Origin of the sequence: Paraburkholderia tropica (genome assembly GCF_914484835.1) — a bacterium.
Taxonomy (GTDB): domain Bacteria; phylum Pseudomonadota; class Gammaproteobacteria; order Burkholderiales; family Burkholderiaceae; genus Paraburkholderia; species Paraburkholderia tropica_A.
This window is the reverse complement of the sequence record NZ_CAJZAR010000033.1, coordinates 90,329-111,734: the sequence shown is the minus strand read 5'-3', so window position 1 is coordinate 111,734 and position 21,406 is coordinate 90,329. Positions and strand designations below refer to the sequence as shown.

The following is a 21,406-nucleotide window of genomic DNA, read 5'->3' as shown; positions in this document are numbered from 1 at the left end:
AGCGCGCGCGCGAGCGTCGTTTCCTTGAGCACGCGCCAGCGCCGCGACGGGACACGCGTGGCGCGCGCCTGGGCGAGCGTCCACGCGCCCCACGCCGTGGGCGCGCAGGCGATGCGCGCGGCGTGACCGCAGCTCGCGACCGTGGCCGACACCTTCGCTAGCAGCGCGCGCACGCCACCGAACAACCGCAGCCCCGAGCCGACTTCGAGCAGCAAAGTATGTGACTGCGCGAACGACACCTTCGGCGTGTAGGCGAGCAGCGCCAGTGCGAGCGCCTCGAATGCGCGCTGCTCGCGCGCCGCATCGGGTTCGAGCAGCACGAGACCGGGCGCGAGCGCCAGCGCATGCGCGCGCGTCGCGCCGGGCTGCACGCCGAGGCGGAAGGCGTCGAGATCGGGGCTCAGGATGCGCGCGTGGTCGGCGAGCGCGTAGCAGCGCTCGGGCGGCGCGGCTTCATCGTGGCCGCTGTGATCGACGCGATCGACGCGATCGGCATGCTCATCCCGCATGCCCCGCGACGACAGTGACGGCGGCGGCAGGATCGGTCTGACGGCCTCCAGCGGCAACAACGGCAAGGTGACGGCGATCCACAGCATGGTGATGAGCCCCGGGCCACGGCAGCGCCGACGCCTCGCCCGGCTGGGGCAGCAGCGACGTCTGCAACGGCAAAGTAATGACGAGTGGCTGGGCGGGCGGCGGCCCGCGGCGTTTGAAGATATCGACGGAGACGGCGGCGAACTGCATCCAGGCGCGCCGGTTCAGACGCGTGTCCGCCTCGGGCGGCGGCACCGGCGTGCAGACCATGCGCAGCGGCGCCGGCGACGACTGGTTGCGCGCGGCGGGCGGCCGCATGAGAAACGCGAGCGCCTGCGAATCCTGCGCGGCGACCTGCAGACGGCGCACGGCGTCCGCGCGCGCCTTCGGCTGCCAGAGCATCACGGCGCCGATGCCGTCCTGCTTGAGCGCCTGCTCGGCCGCCCAGGGCGCCTCGTCCTCGCTCGCGCGCACCCAGACCACGCGGTCGAGCGCGATGCCCCACGCCTTGAGCGCGCAGGCGTACGGCTGCCACGGCGGCGCGACGAGCAGCACATGACGGCCCGCCTGCGCCGTGAGCGCGCGCAACGCAGGCGCGACGAGCCGCATCTCGCCGATGCCGCCCTGCTCGACCAGCAGTTCGGTCAGGCTGCCCGCGGGCCAGCCGGCGCCGGGCAACAGGGCGTCGAGCGCGGCGTGGCCGCTCGACACCGTGCGCTCGCTCGCGTACGCAAGCTGATCGCCCTGCCAGACGCGGCTTTGCAGCCGCGACGGCAGATGCGCGGTGAGCTGAATCGCGGCGGCCATGCGTGCGCTCCGTTGCCGGGTTGCCCTGTCGATCGGGAATAGTTCGCCCTGCCCGGCAATGAAGGGGCATGGCGAAGGGAGTTGGACGGGCGCATCGGGTGGCGCCGCAATCCTGTATATTTATACAGTATTTTGGCGTCTTCCTGGAAGGGAGTTTTTGAGACCGTTAGCCGGGATAAAGGGGATGGATGGCGGTGTGGGGAGGTTGGGGAAAACGCGGCGGTCGGCGTGCATGGAGGGCCGGCGAGCCGGTGAAAAACGGTCGCAAGCCGTCGCCAGCCAAAACAAAAAGCGAACTGATTTGACGCCGACAGCATGGAGACGCTACAATCCGCGGCTCCTCGGAGCGTAGCGCAGCCTGGTAGCGCATCTGATTTGGGATCAGAGGGTCGTAGGTTCGAATCCTATCGCTCCGACCACAGCTTCAAGCAAAAAGCCCAGCCTTAACCGGCTGGGCTTTTTGTTTTTCCGGCGCTTCCCGGCAGTGTGCGCAACGCACCCGCACCATTCGCCGGCACACCCAATGCTCCCGACTCCCTACAATGGCGACAAAAGACAACCAGCGCGAAACGACGCAATCCGACGCAATCCGCGCCTCGCGCCCCGCCCATTCCACAGGAGAGCCGTCCATGAATCTCATCCTCTGGCGTCACGCCGAAGCCGAAGATTTCGCGTCGAGCGACCTCGCGCGCCAGCTCACGACACGCGGGCGCAAACAGGCGCAAAACGTCGCGCGCTGGCTGCGCACGCGTCTGCCCGACGACGCCGTGATCCTCGCGAGCCCGGCCGCCCGCACGATCCAGACCGCCGAGGCGCTCACCGACCAGTACCGCGTGGTGCGCGAGATCGCGCCCGATGCCAGCGTCGACGCCGTGCTGACCGCCGCCGGCTGGCCCGACGGCATTGCGTCGACGGTCGTCGTGGTCGGCCATCAGCCGACGCTCGGCGAAGTCGCGGCGCACCTGCTGTCGCCCGATGGCGACCGCCGCGGCTGGCCCGTGAAGAAGTCCGGCGTGCTCTGGATCAAGAGCCGCGAGCGCAACGGCGACGGCGAAGCCGTCCTGCTCGCCGCCATCACGCCCGATCTGGTCTGATCCGGGTCGCCATCGTCCTCGCCCCCATCCGCTGAAACTGCGCCGATCCCGTCTGATCGGCGCCACACACTCCATGACGGCGCGTTACGCCGCGCGCCATCGTCGCCATGCCTTCGCGCGCCGATGAACGCGGCGCGCCCTGCCCGCCAGCCCCATCCCAGCGCCGCCCACATGCGGCAAACACCCCGCTCCAGCGCAGCACAGACCCCGATTCCGCCCGTCAGGCTTACAGAGCGTCATTGAATCGTCATTGCGTTTTCATGGAAACGTAACCGCGTATTACTAAATTGCCGGGAAAGTTCTCTTACTTCCCGACCAGGACGCCCCATGCGAGATCTGCCGACGCCCACCCTGCCGTTCGCCTCGAGCCTTTTCGAGTTGAATCGGCGTCTGCCGCGTGCCGAAGAAACGGTCACCGCGCAGCACCGACTTCAGGTGGCCTGGGCTCGCAGCGACGAAGAACTGCGCGAAGCGCAGCGCCTGCGCTACCGCGTGTTCGCCGAGGAAATGGGCGCGCGTCTGACCGGCCCGGCCGGCCTCGACGTCGACGCCTTCGACCACTACTGCGATCACCTGATCGTGCGCGACCTCGACACGCTCAAGGTCGTCGGCACCTATCGCGTGCTGCCGCCGCACGAAGCCACGCGCATCGGCCGCCTGTACGCCGAGAGCGAATTCGACGTGTCGCGCCTCGCGCATCTGCGCCCGAAGATGGTCGAAGTGGGCCGCTCGTGCGTGCATCCCGACTACCGCAGCGGCTCGGTGATCATGTCGCTGTGGGGCGGTCTGGGCGCCTACATGACGCACAACGGCTACGAGACGATGCTCGGCTGCGCGAGCGTGGCGATGGCCGACGGCGGCCACTACGCGGCCAATCTGTACGCCTCGCTCGGCGCTAGCGCGCTGACCGACCCGGAATACCGCGCCTTCCCGCACACGCCGCTGCCCGTCGAGGAACTGCGCACGGGCGGCAGCGCCGTGCCGCCGCCGCTGATCAAGGGTTATCTGCGCCTCGGCGCGAAGATCTGCGGCGCGCCGGCCTGGGACCCGGACTTCAACACCGCCGACTTCCTCACGCTGTTCCGCCTCTCGGACATCAACGAGCGTTACGCGCGCCATTTCCTCGGCGACGCCGCCGCGCGCTGAGCCGTCAGGACGTCACCAAACAAAACGCCCGGCCATGAAGCCGGGCGTTCTGCTTTTCCACATCGTCAGACAGTCACATCGTCAGACGGAGCGCGCGATCACTCCTCGGTGTACACCACGCGATACGGAATGCCGATCTTGCCCCACTCCGCCGCTTCCTGGACGAGGTTGTAGTCGGTGAGCGGATTGTTCTGCACCCACGCGTTCGGCAGCAGCACCTCGAAGCCCTCGCCTTCGCGCAAGACCTTGATGTGCGGCAGGCCGACGTCGGCGCGGCGGCGGCTCAGCAGCGCGGCGAGGCGCAGGCAGAACAGCAGCGGCCATTCGACGTCGCGCGCCTGCGAGAGCTTGCCGAGCTTGCCCACGTGGCCGAGCACGAGCGCCGCGAGGCGTGCCTGATCGGTGCGCGAGAAGCCGGGCATGTCGGCGTTGCTGGCGATATAGGCCGAATGCTTGTGATACGCGCTGTGCGAAATCGACAGACCGATCTCATGCAGCGAGGCCGCCCAGTTGAGGAAATTGCGGCTTTCCTCGCGGCGCTCCGCGTCGGGCTCGTCGAACTGGTCGTAGAAGCTCACCGCGAGTTCGGCGATGCGGCTCGCCTGCGCGCGATCGACGCCGTAGCGGCGCATGAAGCCTTCCACCGTGACCGTGCGCATGTCTTCGTGCTGCGAACGGCCCAGCAGGTCGTACAGCACGCCCAGACGCAGCGCGCCGTCGGTGGTGTCGACGTAATCGATACCCAGTTCGTCGAACACGGCGATCATGATCGAGAGGCCGCCCGCCAGCACCGGAATGCGGTCGGGCTTGAGCGCGACGAGCTTCAGGCGGTTGACGTTCTCCGCCTTGATCAGCGCGCGCTTCAGACGTTCGAGGCCGCCGCGCGAAATGCCGTGCGTCACGCCCGGATCGTTGAAGCCGTTCGCTTCGACGAGTTCGGCCAGCGCGCGCGCCGTGCCCGAGGAGCCGATCGCCTGGTCCCAGCCGGTCGCGCGGTAGTCCGACGAAATGATCTGGATTTCGCGCGTGGCGGCGAGTTCGGCCTGGCGCATGGTGTATTCGTCGACGTTGCCGGCCGGGAAGAACTGGCGGCTATGGCTCACGCAGCCGATATACAGGCTTTCCATGCGGATCGGCGTGTAGTGCGAACCGATGATGAACTCGGTCGAGCCGCCGCCGATGTCCACGACGAAGCGCTTGCCCGCGCTCGCCGGCACCGAGTGCGCGGCGCCCGCGTAGATGAGGCGCGCCTCTTCGCGGCCCGCGATCACTTCGATCGGGAAGCCGAGCGCGGCTTCGGCTTCGACGAGGAATTCGCGCGAGTTCTTGGCGACGCGCAGCGTGTTGGTCGCCACGGCGCGCACGTGATCGGGATGGAAGTCGCGCAGGCGCTCGCCGAAACGCTTGAGCGCGTCCCAGCCGCGCACCTGCGAGGCGCGGTCGAGCTGTTTGTCTTTCGACAGGCCCGCGGCAAGGCGCACGGGTTCACGCAGGGCGTCGACCGGATAGATCTGGCTGCCGGCATCGGTTTCTTCGACCCGGCCAACGATCAGACGAAAGCTGTTCGAACCGAGATCGACGGCGGCAAGCAGTTGCGGATTGTTGACCATCGAGGGGGCGGGCTCCATGCGTGCGAACGCGGTCATGCGGGCTCGTTGAGCGACGGCCGCGTTGTCCAAATATGCCATTTTAAGCGTACCCGACTTCGTCATGTCGCACCTCGCGCGAGTGACGGTCAGAAACGCCCGTAACGGGACCTTCGGGGACACCCTGACCCAGTGTGCATGATTAGTGCGCAAGGTGTCGAACACGTGAAAATGCGGCGTAGAATTTATGACACACCAATTGTCACAATAAAGTCATATTACTGTGAGAATTTCCGAGCGTCCGTTCGAATCATCCCCCGAAATTCCGCTTTCACTGCCAATGTCCATCCGCTATCCCCTTCTCAACCGCGAACTGGGCATTCTGGGATTCAACGAGCGTGTGCTCGCACAGGCCGCCGACCCCTCCGTTCCCTTGCTGGAGCGCTTGCGCTTCATCTGCATCACCAGCAGCAATCTCGACGAATTCTTCGAAGTCCGCATGGCCGGACTGCAGGAGCAGATGCGCGACAACCCGGGCGTGCTCTCGCCCGACGGCATGTCGCTGCAACACGTCTACGAGCTCGTGGTCGAGCGCGCACAGCGCCTCGTGCACCGCCAGTACCGCATGCTGCACGACACCGTGCTGCCCGCGCTCGAAAACGAAGGCATCTACTTTCACGGCACCGACGCCTGGAACGAAGCGCAGACCGCCTGGGCGCGCAAGTACTTCCTCGACGAGCTGCTGCCCGTGCTCACGCCGATCGGGCTCGATCCCGCGCACCCGTTCCCGCGCGTGCTCAACAAGAGCCTGAACTTCGTGGTCGAGCTCGAAGGCAAGGACGCCTTCGGCCGCCAGGCGGTGATGGGCATCGTGCAGGCGCCGCGCGCGCTGCCGCGACTCGTTCGGATGCCGCAGGAACTGTCGGGCTTCCAGCACGGCTTCGTGCTGCTCGGCTCGCTGCTGCAGCGCTTCGTGGGCGAGCTGTTCCCGAGCCTCGTGGTGCGCAGCTGCAACCAGTTCCGCATCACGCGCAACAGCGAGCTGTTCGTCGACGAGGACGAAATCACCAATCTGCGCGTGGCGCTGCAGGGCGAGCTGCCCGCGCGCCATCTCGGCAATGCGGTGCGGCTCGAAGTATCGGCGGAGACGCCCGTGCATCTCGTTCGGCGTCTGCTCGACGAAAGCGGCCTGGACGAGAAGGACTGCTACTACGTCGACGGCCCCGTGAATCTCGTGCGCCTCATGCAGCTGCCCGAGATGGTCGATCGCCCCGATCTCAAGTTCGTGCCGCACGTGCCCGCGATTCCGCAGCGCATCGCCGCGAACAGCAATATGTTCGACGTGATCGATCAGGGCGACGTGCTGCTGCATCATCCGTACGAGAGCTTCCAGCCCGTGCTGGAACTGCTGCTGCAGGCCGCCAACGATCCGAACGTGGTCGCGATCAAGCAGACCATCTACCGCACCGGCACCGACTCGCCGCTGATGGACGCGCTCATGCAGGCCGCGCGCAACGGCAAGGAAGTGACGGTGGTCGTGGAGCTGCTCGCGCGCTTCGACGAAGAAACCAACATCAACTGGGCCTCGCAGCTCGAAGCCGTGGGCGCGCATGTGGTGTACGGCGTGGTCGGCCACAAGTGCCACGCCAAGATGATGCTGATCGTGCGCCGCGTGCCCGTGAACGGCCGCATGCAGTTGCGCCGCTACGTGCACCTCGGCACCGGCAACTATCATCCGCGCACGGCGCGTCTCTATACCGACTTCGGCCTCATGACCTCGGAGCCCAGGACCTGCGAGGACGTGCATCACGTGTTCCAGCAGCTCACCGGCATCGGCGGCGAACTGCAACTGCACGAGCTGTGGCAGTCGCCGTTCACGCTGCATCCGAAGCTCATCGAGTCGATCCGCGCCGAAGCCGAGGCCGCGCGCCAGGGCAAGAAGGCACGCATCGTCGCGAAGATGAACGCGCTGCTCGAACCGACGGTGATCGATGAGCTATACGAAGCTTCGCAAGCCGGCGTGAAGATCGATCTGATCGTGCGCGGCGTGTGCTCGCTGCAGCCGGGCGTGCCGGGACTCTCGGAGAACATCACGGTGCGCTCGATCGTCGGGCGCTTCCTCGAACACCATCGCATCTACTACTTCTACGCGGGCGGCGCGGAAAACGTCTATCTGTCGAGCGCCGACTGGATGGATCGCAATCTGTTCCGCCGCGTCGAAGTCGCGTTCCCGATTCACGACCGGCGTCTGAAGCGCCGCGTGATCGCCGAAGGGCTGTCGTGCTTCCTCGGCGATAACCAGTCGGCGTGGCTCATGCAGAGCGATGGCCATTACAAGCGCCGCCGCGCGGGCAAGGCCGTGCGCAACGCGCAGATGAGCCTGCTCACGAAGTTCTGCTCGTGAGGGTTTAATTAAGCCTGGGCCTTCGCTCAAGGCGTAAAAAAAGCCGCTTCGATCGAAGCGGCTTTTTTATTGGGCGCCGGAAAAACGATACGCCGTGAACGACACTGCGCTCAAACCGGCGCGGGCTGACGCCGCGTCGTGCGCGCGGACGGAAAGCGCACCGTGAACGTACTGCCGCGCCCTTCCTCGCTTTTCACTTCGAGCGCCGCGTCATGGCGCTGCAGCACATGTTTGACGATGGCGAGGCCCAGCCCCGTGCCGCCCGTGTCGCGCGAGCGGCTGCGGTCCACGCGATAGAAGCGCTCGGTCAGGCGCGGAATGTCGTTGGCCGGAATGCCGAAGCCGGTATCGGTGACCGAGAACACCGCCTGCCCGCCTTCCGCGCGCCAGGCCAGATGCACCTTGCCGCCTTCCGGCGTGTAGCGCACGGCGTTGGTCGCGAGATTGCCGAGCGCGCTGAGAATTTCGGTTTCCGAACCGGTCAGCGAGAGCCCGTCGTCGAAATCGAAGCTGATCCGGTGATGGCCGCCCGAGAGGCTTTCCGCGTCCTCGCGCACATGGCCGAGCACCGCGCGCATGTCGATCATCTGATCGCCCGGCGAACGCCCTTCGCCTTCGAGTTTCGCCAGCACGAGCAGATCGGTCACGATGTGACGCATGCGCGACGCCTGCTGCTCCATCAGGTCGAAATAGCGGTTGCGCTCGTCTTCGGAAAGCGGCAGCTCGCGCATCGTTTCGAGGAAGCCCGAGAGCACCGTGAGCGGCGTCTTCAGTTCGTGCGAGACGTTGGCGACAAAGTCGCGGCGCATGGCGTCGGTGCGTTCAAGCTCGGTGATGTCCTGCGAGAGCACGAGCTTGCGGTTGTCGCCGTACGGAAACACCTGCACGGAAAGCACGTTCTGCCGCTTCGCGCCCATGCCGCGCATGATCAGCATGTCCCGATAGTCGTGCGAATTGAGGTAGCGCACGAAGTCGGGCTGACGCACGAGATGCGTGATGTGCTGGCGCAGATCGCGTTTGGCGTCGAGGCCGAAATGGACTTCGGAGATCGCGTTGCACCACTCGATCTGATCGTGATCGTCGAGCATGGCCACGCCGTTGGGCGAGGCCTGGATGGCCTGGATGAAACGCGAGTGCTGCTGCTCGACCTGGCGCACCTGGGCATGCCAGCGCTTCGCGAGCTTGTGCAGACGGTAATAGATTTCGCCCCACACGCCCGGCGCGCTCGGCACTTCGCCGTAGACCGGCGCGTCGAGCAAACGCCACAGGCGCTGTTTGTGGAAGGTGCTGAAAACCATTTGCGCGGACAGCGCCAGCACGGCGACGACCAGCGCGAGCTTCACGCCGAACAGCACGCCGACGCCCGTGCAGAGGAGCGCGAGCAGCACGATCGAGACGAGGGCGCGCCCCCAGATGATGTTCATGTTCCTGCGATCGATGAGAAGAGGAGACCGGACCGGGGCGCGGCGGATACGGAAAGCACCGGAGTGCGCGAGTCAGACTGAAGTCAGCCTGACGTCAGCCTGGAGCCAGCCCGAAATCGGCTTGACGTCAGCCGAAATCGCGACCGCCACCGGCGTACTGCGGCCCGGCCTCAGGCGGCCGGGCACCGGAGCGGCGAACCGCCCCGCTTCCTCAGATGCCCGCTCAGTGTCAGCTTCAGGCGCTCTTGGCGAGACGGTAGCCGCTACCGCGCACCGTTTCGATCATAGCATCGCAGCCCGCGGGCTTAAGCGCCGCACGCAGACGTTTGATATGCACGTCGACGGTACGCTCCTCGACGAACACGTGGTCACCCCAGACCTGATCGAGCAGCTGCGTGCGGCTGTGCACGCGCTCCGGGTGCGTCATGAAGAAGTGCAGCAGGCGGAACTCGGTCGGGCCGAGATCGAGCTTGATCTCCGAGCCTTCGGCGGCGGCCGCGACGCGGTGCGTGGCCGGATCGAGCTTGAGACCGTTGATGGCGACCACGTCTTCCGTGAGCTGCGGCGCGCGGCGGCGCAGGACCGCCTTGATGCGCGCCATCAGTTCCTTCGGCGAAAACGGCTTCGTGACGTAATCGTCGGCGCCGATTTCGAGGCCGAGCACCTTGTCCTGCTCGTCGCCGCGCGCGGTCAGCATGATGATCGGAATATGCTTCGTGCGCTCGTTATTGCGCAGATCGCGCGCGAAATTGACGCCCGACTTGCCCGGCAGCATCCAGTCGAGCAGGATGAGGTCGGGCAGCACGTCGCTGATCAGGTTCTGCGCCTGTTCCGCGTTATACGCGCGGATCGGGCAATGACCCGCGTGTTGCAGGTTCACGGAAATCAGCTCGGAAATCGCGGGCTCATCTTCGATGACGAGAATGCTGCTGGGCATCGGCACCTCTGGCACTAAGACCTGTTAAACCGTTGTTACGTAATGTGAAGGATCAGCTCAACGCTTCGCGTTCGAGCGCGTCGCGCGACTTGTGGCGCACGTCGGTGCCCTTCACGATGTAGATGATGAATTCGGCGATGTTCTTCGCGTGGTCGCCGATCCGCTCGATCGCCTTGGCGATGAACAGATAGTCGAGGCCCGCGGAAATCGTGCGCGGATCTTCCATCATGTAGCTCACGAGCTTGCGCACGAACGCACGGAATTCCTCGTCGATCGCCTTGTCGTCGCGCACGATCTGCGCGGCGGCCACGGTGTCGAGGCGCGCGAACGCGTCGAGCGCGCGGCGCAGGATCGACACGGCCATCTCGCCCGAGACCTTGATCTCGGCGATATTGACCGCGCGCGAGGCGCCGTCTTCCATCAGCCGCTTGGTGCGCTTGGCGATCTTTTCGGCTTCGTCGCCGGCGCGCTCGAGGTTCGTGATGGTCTTCGAGATCGCGAGCACGAGACGCAGGTCGCGCGCAGCCGGCTGACGGCGCGCGATGATGTTGCTGCACTCCTCGTCGATCTCGACTTCCATCGTGTTGAGGCGGTCTTCGGCGGCGATCACGCGCTCGGCGGCTTCGCCGTCGAACTCGTTGAGGGCCTGCATCGCCGTGATGATCTGCGATTCCACGAGGCCGCCCATTTCGAGCACCTTCGAGGAAATCAGGTTCAGGTCGGCGTCGAACTGGCTGGACAGATGCTTGTCGGACATGTCGTTTCTCCCTTCTTGCGCTGGCTGGATCACCCGACGGTGATTAGCCGAAGCGGCCGGTGATGTAGTCTTCCGTTTCCTTGCGGACCGGCTTGATGAAGATCTTCTCGGTGTCGCCGAACTCGATCAGCTCGCCGAGATACATGTACGCAGTGTAGTCCGAGCAACGCGCGGCCTGCTGCATGTTGTGGGTGACGATCACCACCGTGTAGTCGCTCTTGAGTTCCGCGATCAGTTCTTCGATGCGGCCCGTCGAGATCGGGTCGAGCGCCGAGCACGGCTCGTCGAGCAGCAGCACTTCGGGACGGATAGCAATGCCGCGCGCGATGCACAGACGCTGCTGCTGGCCGCCCGAGAGGCCGTAGCCGCTCTGGTTGAGCTTGTCCTTCACTTCGTTCCAGAGCGCCGCCTTGGTGAGCGCCCATTCGACGCGGTCGTCCATTTCCGGGCGCGACAGCTTCTCGAACATCTTCACGCCGAACGCGATGTTGTCGTAAATCGACATCGGGAACGGGGTCGGCTTCTGGAACACCATGCCCACGCGCGCGCGCAGCAGCGAAATGTCCTTGTTGTAGGTGAGCAGGTTCTCACCGTCCATCAGGATCTCGCCTTCGGCGCGCTGCTCGGGATAGAGCGCGTACATCTTGTTGAAGGTACGCAGCAGCGTGGACTTGCCGCAGCCCGACGGGCCGATGAACGCCGTCACCTTGCCTTCGGGAATCTGCAGGTTGATGTTCTTGAGCGCGTGGTACTTGCCGTAGAAGAAGTTCAGGTCCTTCACTTCGATCTTCGGCTTGCCGAGCATGAGACCGCTTTTGCCCTGGGCGGGGTCGAGGCCCGAAGGGGCGGTGCCGTTTGCAGCGGGATTGAGGTGACTCTCTGCCATATTCATCGGATGACTCCGCCCTTACTTTTTCGAAAAGATGGTGCGCGCGAGGATATTCAGACCCAGCACGCCCAACGTGATCAGGAACACGCCGGCCCAGGCAAGCAACTGCCACTGCGAGAACGGGCTCATCGCAAACTTGTAGATGGTGACCGGAAGGTTCGCCATCGGCTGATTCATGTCCATGCTGAAGAACTGGTTCGACAGCGCCGTAAAGAGCAGCGGCGCGGTTTCGCCGGCGATACGCGCCACGGCGAGCAGCACGCCCGTCACGATGCCCGCGATCGACGCCTTGAGCGTGATCGACAGCACCATTTTCCACTTCGGCGTGCCGAGCGCGAAGGCCGCTTCACGCAGCGCATTCGGCACCAGCTTCAGCATGTTTTCGGTCGTGCGGATCACGATCGGGATTTCCAGCAGCGCCAGCGAGATCGCACCGGCCCAGCCGCTGAAGTGGCCCATCTTCGCGACCACGAGCGCGTAGACGAACAGGCCCACGACGATCGACGGCGCCGACAGCAGAATGTCGTTGATAAAGCGCGTGATGCTCGCGAGCCAGCCCTTCTGGCCGTATTCGGCGAGATAGACGCCCGCCAGGATGCCGATCGGCGTGCCGACGAACGTCGCCAGCGCGACCAGTTCCAGGCTGCCGACGATCGCGTTGGCGAGACCACCGCCATCGGTGTTCGGCGGCGGCGTCGACTGCGTGAAGAGTTGCACCGACAGACCGCCCACGCCGAGCGAGAGCGTCGTGTAGAGAATCCACACGAGCCACAGCAGACCGAAGGCCATGGCACCGAGCGACGCCGTCAGCGCGATGGCGTTGGTCACGCGGCGGCGGCTTTGCAGCTTGCCGCGCATGCGTTCGAGTTCGGGGCCGTAGATGGCGCCCGGGATTTTCAGCATCGGCTCGCTCATCGCGCACCCTCCGACTTTTCAAGGCGCAGCAGCATGATCTTCGAGATCGCCAGCACGATGAAGGTAATCACGAACAGGATCAGGCCCAGCTCCATGAGCGCGGCGGTATGCAGACCCGGGCTCGCTTCGGCGAACTCGTTGGCGAGCGCCGAGGTGATGCTGTTGCCCGGCGAGAACAGCGAGACGTTGTCGAGCAGGTTCGTATTGCCGATCACGAACGTGACGGCCATGGTCTCGCCGAGCGCGCGGCCGAGGCCGAGCATCACGCCGCCGATCACGCCGGTCTTGGTGAAGGGCAGCACGATCTTCCACATCACTTCCCACGTCGTGCAGCCGATGCCGTAGGCCGACTCCTTGAGCAGCACGGGCGTGACTTCGAACACGTCGCGCATCACCGAGGCGATGTACGGAATGATCATGATCGCGAGAATGACGCCCGCGCACAGAATGCCGATGCCGATCGGCGGGCCCTGGAACAGCGGGCCGATCAGCCAGACGTCGCCGAGCAGATGGCCGAGCGGGCGCTGGAAGTATTGCGCGAAGATCGGCGCGAACACGAGCAGGCCCCACATGCCGTACACGATCGACGGGATCGCGGCCAGCAGTTCGATGGCGATGCCGAGCGGGCGGCGCAGCCAGGCCGGCGACAGCTCAGTGAGGAACAGCGCAATGCCGAAGCTCACCGGCACGGCGATGATCAGCGCGATGAGCGACGTAGCGATCGTGCCGTAGATGGGCACGAGCGCGCCGAACTGGTCGCTGGGAGGATCCCAGTCGGCCGTCCAGAGGAATGAGAGACCGAACTTCTGGATCGTCGGCATCGAAGCGACGATCAGCGACACGATGATGCCGCCGAGCAGCAACAGCGTGACGATGGCGGCGCCGCGGGTGAGGCCGCCAAAAATGATGTCCCCTGCCGGGCTGGGCGCTTTCTGCTGCGCGGCGTTGCCGGGCGGGTTCGAGACGAGCGGGACGTCGGACATGATGACCTGTTTCCAGTTGCCGCAAGCGAGGCTCGCGACGTTGATGCGGTTCCAGAACCGCCAACCGCCCTGCGCCGGTCCAGCGACCGGTCGATCAGCACGCAGGGCGGCACATCGTAGCGGGTGTATTTACGGAAATATTGCAGAATTATTACAGCTGCATAACCAGTATCCCGGAAGCAGCACGGGCCGCACGCGCGAAGCGGGCGGCCCGGTGAGCTACACGGTCGGTCCGCTTACTCGGCGATAGCCTTGCCGCTTGCGTCCTTGACCTTTTCCTTCCACTGCGACTTGATCTCGCTCACGACCGATTGCGGCAGCGAGATGTAGTCGAGGCTGTCGGCGGCCGGCGTGCCGTTCTTGAACGCCCAGTCGAAGAACTTGAGCGTTTCCTTGCCTTGATCCGGCTTGTCCTGTGCCGTGTGCAGCAGCACGAACGTGGCGCCCACGACCGGCCATGCTTCCTTGCCCGGCTCGTTCGTCAGGATCTGGTAGAACGACTTCTTCCAGTCGGCGCCGGCGGCAGCGGCCTTGAACGTGTCCGTGCTCGGCTCGACGACCGCGCCCGATTCGTTCTTCATGGCAGTGTAGACCATGTGATTTTGCTTGGCGTACGCCCACTCGACGTAGCCGATCGCGCCCGGCAGACGCTGCACGAAGGCGGCGACGCCGTCGTTGCCCTTACCGCCCGTACCCGTCGGCCAGTTCACGGTCGAGCCTTCGCCGACCTTGCTCTTCCACTCGGTGTTGACCTTCGACAGGTAGTTCGTCCAGATGAAGCTGGTGCCCGAACCGTCTGCGCGGCGAACCACGGCGATGTCCAGATCCGGCAGCTTGACCTTCGGGTTCAGCGCGGCGATCGCCGGGTCGTTCCACTTCTTGATCTTGCCGAGGTAGATGTCGCCGAGCACCTGGCCCGACAGCGTGATTTCACCCGCCTTGATGCCCGGCACGTTGATCGCCGGCACGACGCCGCCCACCACCGTCGGGAACTGGAACAGGCCTTCCTTCGTCAGTTCGTCGTCCTTCAGGGGCGCGTCCGAACCTGCGAAGTCAACCGTCTTGGCGACGATCTGCTTGATACCGCCCGACGAGCCGATGCCTTGGTAGTTCACCTTGCCGCCGCCCGACTTTTGATAGGCATCCGCCCATTTCGTGTAGATCGGTGCTGCGAAGGTGCTGCCCGCGCCGGTGATGTCAGCAGCGTGGGCTGCCATCGCGAAGAGCGCGCCAGCAACGCCAGCGAGCGCGGTTTGCATCAATTTCATGAGACCTCCAAGTGTGTGAGCGGATGAACGACAGGGCGAAGAATAGGGCCTCTCTGTGACAGTACTGTGACGATTCATGAAGCGTTCGTGACAGTACGATTACCGCCTGAAAGTCGGGACCTGGAGAAGTTAGGCGTTTGCTTCAAAACCGTGAAACCCCCGCCGGCAAGCCGTTGCGGCCGCCCTGCCCCGTCTGGCGGGCGTTTGGCCGCGCAGCGGGGTCCGAATGCATCAACCGCCGAGGGACGGATGAAAGCGATTTGAAAACGCGCGATTAGCGTTCGCAAACGTTTTGGAACGTTCGCTCGAACTGCGAAATTTCTGCTGAAGAATGCGGTGCGCCGCACATGAAAAAAGCGATGCGCGACGCATTGTCGCGCCGTGCATCGCTTCTTTTTGACGGCCTCGCGTACCTCAACCGCATCGGTCGAGTCCGCTCAGGCCAGGTGACGCTGTCCTGGGTCCAGGATCAGGCGATCGCGCGCTTCACCGTGTCGGCGATCGACTCGGCGTAATGGAGCGTGTCGCGCTCGTCGCGCGCTTCCACCATCACGCGCAGCACCGGCTCCGTGCCCGAGGCGCGGATCAGCACGCGGCCCTTGCCCTTGAGCTCGGCTTCGGCGTCGGCGATCGACTTCTGGATGGCCGCGTTGCCCTTCCAGTCGGCGCCCTGCGCGATGCGCACATTGATGAGCTTCTGCGGAAACAGCGTGACGCCGTCGATCAGCTGATCGAGCGTCTTGCCGCTGCGCTTGATGGCCGCGAGCACCAGCAGCGCGGACACAATGCCGTCGCCGGTCGTGTGGCGGTCCAGCGAGAGGATGTGACCCGAGCCTTCCGCGCCGATCTGCCAGCCGCGCTCGCGCAGTTGCTCGAGCACGTAGCGGTCGCCCACGTTGGCGCGCACGAACTGCACGCCGAGGCGGTCGAGCGCCTGCTCGACCGCGAGGTTGGTCATGAGCGTGCCGACCGCGCCCTCCACCTTGCCGTCGGTCGCGATACGGTCCTTCACGAGCACGTAGAGCAGTTCGTCGCCGTTGTAGAGACGGCCCTGGGCGTCGACCACCTGGAGACGGTCCGCGTCGCCGTCCAGCGCGATGCCGAGGTCCGCGTGATTGGCGCGCACCGCGCGCACCAGCGCGTCCGGCGCCGTCGCGCCCACGCCGTCGTTGATGTTGAAGCCGTTCGGCGACACACCGATCGGCACCACATCGGCGCCCAGCTCGTGGAAGACGTGCGGCGCGATGTCATAGGCCGCACCGTTCGCGCAGTCGATGACGAGCTTCATGCCGCGCAGATTGAACGCCTGCGGGAACGTGCTCTTGCAGAACTCGATATAGCGCCCGCCCGCATCGTGCAGGCGGCGCGCGCGGCCGAGTTGCTCGGACGGCGCGCAGTCGAGCGGCAGTTCGAGCTGCTCCTCGATCTGCGTTTCGACGTCGTCGGGCAGCTTGTTGCCGTCGGCCGAGAAGAACTTGATGCCGTTGTCGTAGTACGGATTGTGCGAGGCGCTGATCACGACGCCCGCGGCAAGACGCAGCGCGCGCGTGAGATAGGCGATGCCCGGCGTGGTCATCGGCCCGGCCAGCATCACGTCGATGCCCGCGGCCGACAACCCCGCTTCCAGCGACGCCTCCAGCATGTAGCCCGAAATGCGCGTGTCCTTGCCGATCAGCACGGACGGACGCGGCCCCGACACCGGCGCGGCGCCGGCCAGCACCTTGCCCGCCGCGTAGCCCAGCCGCAGCACGAAATCAGGCGTGATCGGCGCGACACCCACCTTGCCGCGCACCCCATCGGTTCCGAAATAACGACGTCCCATACCTCAAACCTCTCTTTGGTTCTATTTTGCGGCGCCTGCGCGCCGCGTTTTCATGCTGCCGTGCTGCCCTGTACTGCGCGATGGCGGCCTTCTTCAAGGCCTTCCTGATCGCCTGCTTCTCGCCCGCTCTCTCGCCCGCTCAAGCGCGTTCGGCGGCGCGCATGGCGCCCCACACCTTGAGCGCGTCGACGGTCGGCGCCACGTCGTGCACGCGGATGATCGCCGCGCCCTTCTGCGCCGCGCAGACCGCCGCGGCCACGCTGGCCGCCACGCGCTCCGGCGCGGGCCGGTTCACGAGCGCGCCGAGCATCGACTTGCGCGACATGCCCGCAAGGATCGGATACGGTGCGACGCCTTGCGGCACCGCCGGCGCGGTTTGCGGCAACTGCGCCAGCAGCGCGTAGTTATGCTCGATCACCGACTTGCCGAAGCCGAAGCCCGGATCGACGCTGATGCGCGCCTTCGCGACGCCCGCCGCTTCGAGCTCGGCGCAGCGTCCGGCCAGAAACTCGCGCACCTCGCGCACGACATCGTCATAGTCGGGCTCGCCGACCTGCATCGTCTGCGGCTCGCCGAGCATGTGCATCACGCACAGCCCGCAGTCGCTTTCGCGCACGGCCTCGACGGCGCCGGGCATACGAAAGCCCCAGATGTCGTTGATCAGGTCCGCGCCCGCCGCAATCGCGTGGCGCATGACGTCCGGCTTGTACGTGTCGATCGACAGCGGGACATTCGCGCCCTTGAGCCGTTCGATCAGCGGGATCACGCGTTCGAGTTCTTCATCGAGCGGCACGGGCGGCGCGCCTGGGCGCGTCGACTCCCCGCCGATATCGATGATGTCCACGCCGTCGAGCATCATCTGCTCGGCGCGGCGCAGCGCGTCGTCGAATGCCACATAGCGGCCGCCGTCGGAAAACGAATCGGGCGTCGCGTTGAGAATCCCCATCACGAGCGGTCGCTCGAAGGTCAGCGTGAAACGGCCGCAGGCGAGCGGCTCCGGGGCAAGCTCAGGGTGAAGATTATTACCCTGTGAGGTCAGATTGGGCACGTCAAGAAACGTCAGAGGTGTAACGAAATGCGGTCGCCCGCAAACGCCAGCCCGAAGGCTCGCGCGGCGCGGCGACCATCAATGCAGCCAGAAATGCAAAACGGGCCGATGTGAAGATCACACCGGCCCGCAACTTTACTCGATCTGACGCACTACCGGCGATCAGGCCGGCGCAGTGGCGCTGCTACCGGGCTTGACTTCGGTGCCCGTGCTGCTGCCACCCGAGGAAGCGTCGCCCGCGGAGGACGGGCTGCTCTTCGGCGAGCGCGGCGGACGGCCGGCCATGATGTCATTGATCTGATCGGCGTCGATCGTTTCCCACTCCATCAGCGCGGCGGTCATGGCTTCGACCTTGTCGCGGTTTTCGTCGAGCAGACGCTTCGCGAGGCTGTACTGCTCGTCGAGCACGCGGCGGATTTCCGCGTCGACCTTCTGCTGCGTGGCTTCCGAAATCACACGCGTGAAGCCCTTGCCGAATGCGCCGCCGTCGTTGTCGTCGTCGGCGTAGACCATCGGTCCGAGCGCGTCGGTCATGCCGAAGCGCGTGACCATTGCGCGGGCCGTCTGCGTTGCCTTGTTGAAGTCGTCCGAGGCACCCGTGCTAATCAGGTTCATGAACAGCTCTTCCGCCACGCGGCCGCCGAACAGAATCGCCAGACGGTCCAGCAGATAGTCCTTCGAGTACGTTTCGTTGTCGTGCTCGGGCAACTGCCACGTCACGCCCAGTGCACGGCCACGCGGAATGATCGTGACCTTGTGGACCGGATCAGCCTTCGGCAGCAGCTTCGCGATCACGGCGTGACCCGACTCGTGATACGCCGTGGCACGCTTCGCTTCTTCGCGGATGACGGCCGACTTGCGCTCCGGACCCATGAAGATCTTGTCCTTCGCGTCTTCGAAGTCCTGCATTTCGACGATGCGCTTGCCGCGACGCGCCGCAAACAGCGCAGCTTCGTTCACGAGGTTCGCGAGGTCGGCGCCCGAGAAGCCCGGCGTGCCGCGCGCGATGACCGCTGCGTCCACGTCGTTGGCGATCGGCACCTTGCGCAGGTGAACCTTCATGATCTGCTCGCGGCCGCGGATGTCCGGCAGACCGACGTAGACCTGGCGGTCGAAACGGCCCGGACGCAGCAGCGCCTTGTCGAGCACGTCCGAACGGTTGGTTGCCGCGATCACGATGACGCCCGAGTTCGCCTCGAAGCCGTCCATTTCCACCAGCATCTGGTTCAGCGTCTGCTCGCGCTCGTCGTTACCGCCGCCCATGCCAGCGCCACGATGGCGGCCGACCGCGTCGATTTCGTCGATGAACACGATGCAGGGCGCGTGCTTCTTGGCCTGCTCGAACATGTCGCGCACGCGGGCCGCGCCCACGCCGACGAACATTTCGACGAAGTCCGAACCCGAGATGCTGAAGAACGGCACCTTCGCTTCGCCGGCGATGGCGCGCGCGAGCAGCGTCTTACCGGTACCCGGAGGGCCGACCAGCAGCACGCCGCGCGGGATGCGCCCGCCCAGCTTCTGGAATTTTTGCGGATCACGCAGGAAGTCGACGAGCTCGGACACTTCTTCCTTCGCTTCGTCGCAGCCCGCGACGTCGGAGAAGTTGACCGCGTTGTTGTTCTCGTCGATCAGACGCGCGCGCGACTTGCCGAACGAAAACGCCCCGCCTTTGCCGCCACCCTGCATCTGCCTCATCATGTAGAACCAGAACACGATGATCAGGAGCGTAGGCCCGAGGTAGTACAGCGCCGAGACAAGCGCGTTCGGCTCTTCGTCGGCCTTGCCGCTCACCTGCACGCCGTATTTCATCAGGTCGCCGACCATCCAGATGTCACCGGGGGAGACGATCTGGTATTTCTGGCCGTCGGCCGGAGTGACCGTGAGGTTCCGCCCCTGCACCACGACGCTCTTGACCTTGCCGTTCTTCGCGTCGTCCATGAACTGCGAATAGGAAACGCCTTCCTGGACACGGGGCTTGTCGAACTGCTTGAACACCGTAAACAGCACCAGTGCGATTACCAACCACACCGCTGCCTTCGAAAACATGTTGTTGTTCAAAGCACCACTCCTTCACTCATAGACGGGCGCCTACATTTGCCTTGCGACACCACCAAAGCATTCTAATCCAGTACGCAGGGGCTCGCCATAACGTTTCGCTAAGGTCGGGATAGCCCGCGCGCCTTGTCGGAACTGCCTTTCGGGGCGGCGCGAAGCTTTTTCGCACCGCTTTATGACAGTTCTTGCAAAACGCCTGCTGCACTGGAACCGATTCTTTCGCGTTGCCCGGTTTAACGGGGTCGCTTCAGATGTTTGCCCAATATAAACGTTTCGGACGATTTATCGCGCGAAGCCTTCGGTTTGCGCGCGGCCACGACCTTGAACTGATGCTTGAAGTTCTCGACGATCTGGCTGTAACCACTGCCGTGAAAGCATTTTACTAAAAGGGCACCATCGGATTTCAGATGATTCTGCGAAAACTCGAGCGCGAGATCGCAAATATGCTCGATGCGCGCGGCGTCCGCAGACGCGACCCCCGATAGATTGGGTGCCATGTCCGAAATTACAAGGTCCACCGGACGGCCGGCCAGCGTTTCTTCGAGTTGCGCGAGCACGGAGTCTTCGCGGAAGTCGCCTTGCAGGAACTGGACGTCGGCGATCGGCTCCATGGGCAGGAGGTCGAGCGCAATGATCGTGCCGTCGATGCCGCCCTGACGCTGCTCGTCGCGCTTCGAGCTCTGCACGAGCTTGTTACGTGCGTACTGGCTCCAGCTGCCGGGCGCTGCGCCGAGGTCGACGATCACCATGCCAGGACGGATCAGTTTGTCCTGCTCGTCGATTTCCTTCAGCTTGTAGGCGGCGCGGGCGCGATATCCCTCCCGTTGCGCCATCTTCACGTACGGATCGTTAATATGGTCGTGCAGCCACGACGTGTTGAAGCGGTTTTTTGCCATTAAAGATGAACTCTTGCTGCGTGATGTCGCGCTTTTAGCGGATAATACGCGTTTAATTCGTGCGGCCGTCGCGGCCCGTCCGGTTTCTGTGGCGTGTTTGCACCGCCGCGCCTGCCGGTCTCTGCCCGCGCCGCGCCGTCCTCCACGGTTTTTCCGTTGTTTCCGACGCGCCTTTCGCCCGGCGGCCCCTCGTTGTGTGGCCGCGATTCATGGCGAGCGCCGTCATTTTAGTCGAGTCTGCCACATCCCATGCCCGCCCTCACTCTTACTGCCGAACAGCGCTCCGAATTTCGTTCCGCGGCTCACGCGCTCAAACCGGTCGTGCTCATCGGCGCCGAGGGACTGACCGACGCCGTCCTCAAGGAAATCCAGGTTCACCTCGACGCGCACCAGCTCATCAAGGTGCGCGTGTTCGGCGACGAGCGCGAAGAGCGCCTCGCGATCTACGAAGAGATCTGCGACCGCCTGAACGCGGCGCCCATCCAGCACATCGGCAAGCTGCTGGTGATCTACAAGCCCGAGCAAGCCAAGCCGAAGACCACCCTGGCCCGCGCCGGCGCGCGCGGCACCGTGTCGCGTCCGGCCGGCGATGTGCCGAGCGCGCGCGAAGCCGGCAAGCGCGGCGCCTCGCCGCGCGTCGTGAAGGTCGTCAAGCCGTCGGACAACCCGATGCGCAAGCCGAAGAAGCAAAGCGTCACGGTCAAGGGCAACGAGCGCGTCACGCAAGGCGGCAACGTCAAGCGCGCCAAGAAGCGTCAGACCAGCGCGAAGCGTTCGCATCAGAACGCCAAGTAAGCGGGCTCGGGCGGTACATCGCCCGACTGCCTGAAATAAAAAAGCG

At 64.9% G+C, this 21,406-nt stretch carries 18 protein-coding genes, 1 tRNA gene and 1 pseudogene; 6 read left to right on the top strand and 14 right to left on the bottom strand.

Annotated features, from left to right (window positions below):
• Both LDO54_RS06965 and imuA read right to left on the bottom strand, forming a co-directional pair.
• Nucleotides 1-509 (bottom strand): annotated as a pseudogene (locus tag LDO54_RS06965) (hypothetical protein); the annotation flags it as partial.
• A complete protein-coding gene (gene imuA, locus LDO54_RS06960; protein WP_224008448.1) occupies nt 499-1,341 on the bottom strand; it encodes a translesion DNA synthesis-associated protein ImuA in 843 nt (280 codons plus the stop codon). The gene imuA and the pseudogene LDO54_RS06965, both read right to left, overlap by 11 nt.
• 342 nt (nt 1,342-1,683) lie before the next feature.
• Here imuA and LDO54_RS06955 point away from each other — a divergent pair.
• The 3 genes from LDO54_RS06955 to LDO54_RS06945 all read left to right on the top strand — a co-directional run bounded on the left by LDO54_RS06955 (nt 1,684) and on the right by LDO54_RS06945 (nt 3,581).
• Nucleotides 1,684-1,760 (top strand) — tRNA-Pro (locus tag LDO54_RS06955).
• 210 nt (nt 1,761-1,970) lie between these two features.
• Complete coding sequence (gene sixA / locus LDO54_RS06950; protein ID WP_224008445.1) at nt 1,971-2,435, top strand: phosphohistidine phosphatase SixA; 465 nt, start codon at nt 1,971-1,973, stop codon at nt 2,433-2,435.
• A gap of 327 nt (nt 2,436-2,762) precedes the next feature.
• Nucleotides 2,763-3,581, top strand: a complete 819-nt coding sequence (locus tag LDO54_RS06945) for a GNAT family N-acetyltransferase (RefSeq protein ID WP_224008442.1) — start codon at nt 2,763-2,765, stop codon at nt 3,579-3,581.
• A 98-nt stretch (nt 3,582-3,679) separates the two neighbouring features.
• Here LDO54_RS06945 and ppx read toward each other — a convergent pair whose 3' ends face one another.
• Nucleotides 3,680-5,269, bottom strand: a complete 1,590-nt coding sequence (ppx, locus tag LDO54_RS06940; protein ID WP_224008439.1) for an exopolyphosphatase — start codon at nt 5,267-5,269, stop codon at nt 3,680-3,682.
• Between the two features lie 238 nt (nt 5,270-5,507).
• On the opposite strand from ppx, the gene ppk1 reads away from it, so the two are divergent.
• Nucleotides 5,508-7,571 (top strand): polyphosphate kinase 1, encoded by a 2,064-nt coding sequence (gene ppk1, locus LDO54_RS06935; protein WP_224008436.1) that lies wholly within the window; start codon nt 5,508-5,510, stop codon nt 7,569-7,571.
• A gap of 110 nt (nt 7,572-7,681) precedes the next feature.
• Here ppk1 and phoR read toward each other — a convergent pair whose 3' ends face one another.
• The 7 genes from phoR to pstS form a co-directional block, all read right to left on the bottom strand.
• Complete coding sequence (phoR, locus tag LDO54_RS06930) at nt 7,682-8,995, bottom strand: phosphate regulon sensor histidine kinase PhoR (protein WP_224008433.1); 1,314 nt, start codon at nt 8,993-8,995, stop codon at nt 7,682-7,684.
• A 235-nt stretch (nt 8,996-9,230) separates the two neighbouring features.
• Nucleotides 9,231-9,932, bottom strand: coding sequence for a phosphate regulon transcriptional regulator PhoB (phoB, locus tag LDO54_RS06925; protein ID WP_042261377.1), 702 nt, complete (start codon nt 9,930-9,932; stop codon nt 9,231-9,233).
• A 52-nt stretch (nt 9,933-9,984) separates the two neighbouring features.
• On the bottom strand, nt 9,985-10,689 hold the full coding sequence (gene phoU / locus LDO54_RS06920) for a phosphate signaling complex protein PhoU (protein WP_224008430.1): 705 nt from the start codon (nt 10,687-10,689) through the stop codon (nt 9,985-9,987).
• 43 nt (nt 10,690-10,732) lie between these two features.
• The gene (pstB, locus tag LDO54_RS06915) at nt 10,733-11,494 is read right to left on the bottom strand and encodes a phosphate ABC transporter ATP-binding protein PstB (protein WP_405045003.1); all 762 of its coding nucleotides are present in this window, start codon (nt 11,492-11,494) and stop codon (nt 10,733-10,735) included.
• A gap of 102 nt (nt 11,495-11,596) precedes the next feature.
• A complete protein-coding gene (gene pstA / locus LDO54_RS06910) occupies nt 11,597-12,493 on the bottom strand; it encodes a phosphate ABC transporter permease PstA (RefSeq protein WP_224008427.1) in 897 nt (298 codons plus the stop codon).
• Nucleotides 12,490-13,476 (bottom strand): phosphate ABC transporter permease PstC, encoded by a 987-nt coding sequence (gene pstC / locus LDO54_RS06905; protein WP_065061350.1) that lies wholly within the window; start codon nt 13,474-13,476, stop codon nt 12,490-12,492. The genes pstA and pstC overlap by 4 nt, the downstream gene beginning before the upstream one ends.
• 236 nt (nt 13,477-13,712) lie before the next feature.
• Nucleotides 13,713-14,744, bottom strand: a complete 1,032-nt coding sequence (gene pstS, locus LDO54_RS06900; protein ID WP_224008426.1) for a phosphate ABC transporter substrate-binding protein PstS — start codon at nt 14,742-14,744, stop codon at nt 13,713-13,715.
• A 347-nt stretch (nt 14,745-15,091) separates the two neighbouring features.
• On the opposite strand from pstS, the gene LDO54_RS06895 reads away from it, so the two are divergent.
• Nucleotides 15,092-15,259: a hypothetical protein gene (locus tag LDO54_RS06895; protein WP_224008422.1), complete on the top strand. Its 168-nt coding sequence runs from the start codon at nt 15,092-15,094 to the stop codon at nt 15,257-15,259.
• On the opposite strand, the gene glmM is transcribed toward LDO54_RS06895, so the two are convergent.
• From glmM to LDO54_RS06875, 4 genes are all read right to left on the bottom strand, one after another.
• Entirely contained in the window at nt 15,214-16,566 is a 1,353-nt protein-coding gene (gene glmM / locus LDO54_RS06890) for a phosphoglucosamine mutase (protein ID WP_224008420.1), read from the bottom strand. The two genes, LDO54_RS06895 and glmM, sit on opposite strands and share 46 nt — an antisense overlap.
• 139 nt (nt 16,567-16,705) lie before the next feature.
• Nucleotides 16,706-17,512, bottom strand: a complete 807-nt coding sequence (gene folP / locus LDO54_RS06885; RefSeq protein ID WP_224008494.1) for a dihydropteroate synthase — start codon at nt 17,510-17,512, stop codon at nt 16,706-16,708.
• A gap of 264 nt (nt 17,513-17,776) precedes the next feature.
• Nucleotides 17,777-19,672, bottom strand: coding sequence for an ATP-dependent zinc metalloprotease FtsH (gene ftsH / locus LDO54_RS06880; RefSeq protein ID WP_224008418.1), 1,896 nt, complete (start codon nt 19,670-19,672; stop codon nt 17,777-17,779).
• 230 nt (nt 19,673-19,902) lie between these two features.
• Entirely contained in the window at nt 19,903-20,565 is a 663-nt protein-coding gene (locus LDO54_RS06875; protein WP_224008400.1) for an RlmE family RNA methyltransferase, read from the bottom strand.
• A gap of 249 nt (nt 20,566-20,814) precedes the next feature.
• On the opposite strand from LDO54_RS06875, the gene LDO54_RS06870 reads away from it, so the two are divergent.
• Nucleotides 20,815-21,360 carry a YhbY family RNA-binding protein gene (locus LDO54_RS06870; RefSeq protein ID WP_224008398.1) on the top strand — a complete coding sequence of 182 codons (546 nt, stop codon included), beginning with the start codon at nt 20,815-20,817 and terminating at the stop codon, nt 21,358-21,360.
• The last annotated feature ends 46 nt before the right edge of the window (nt 21,361-21,406 follow it).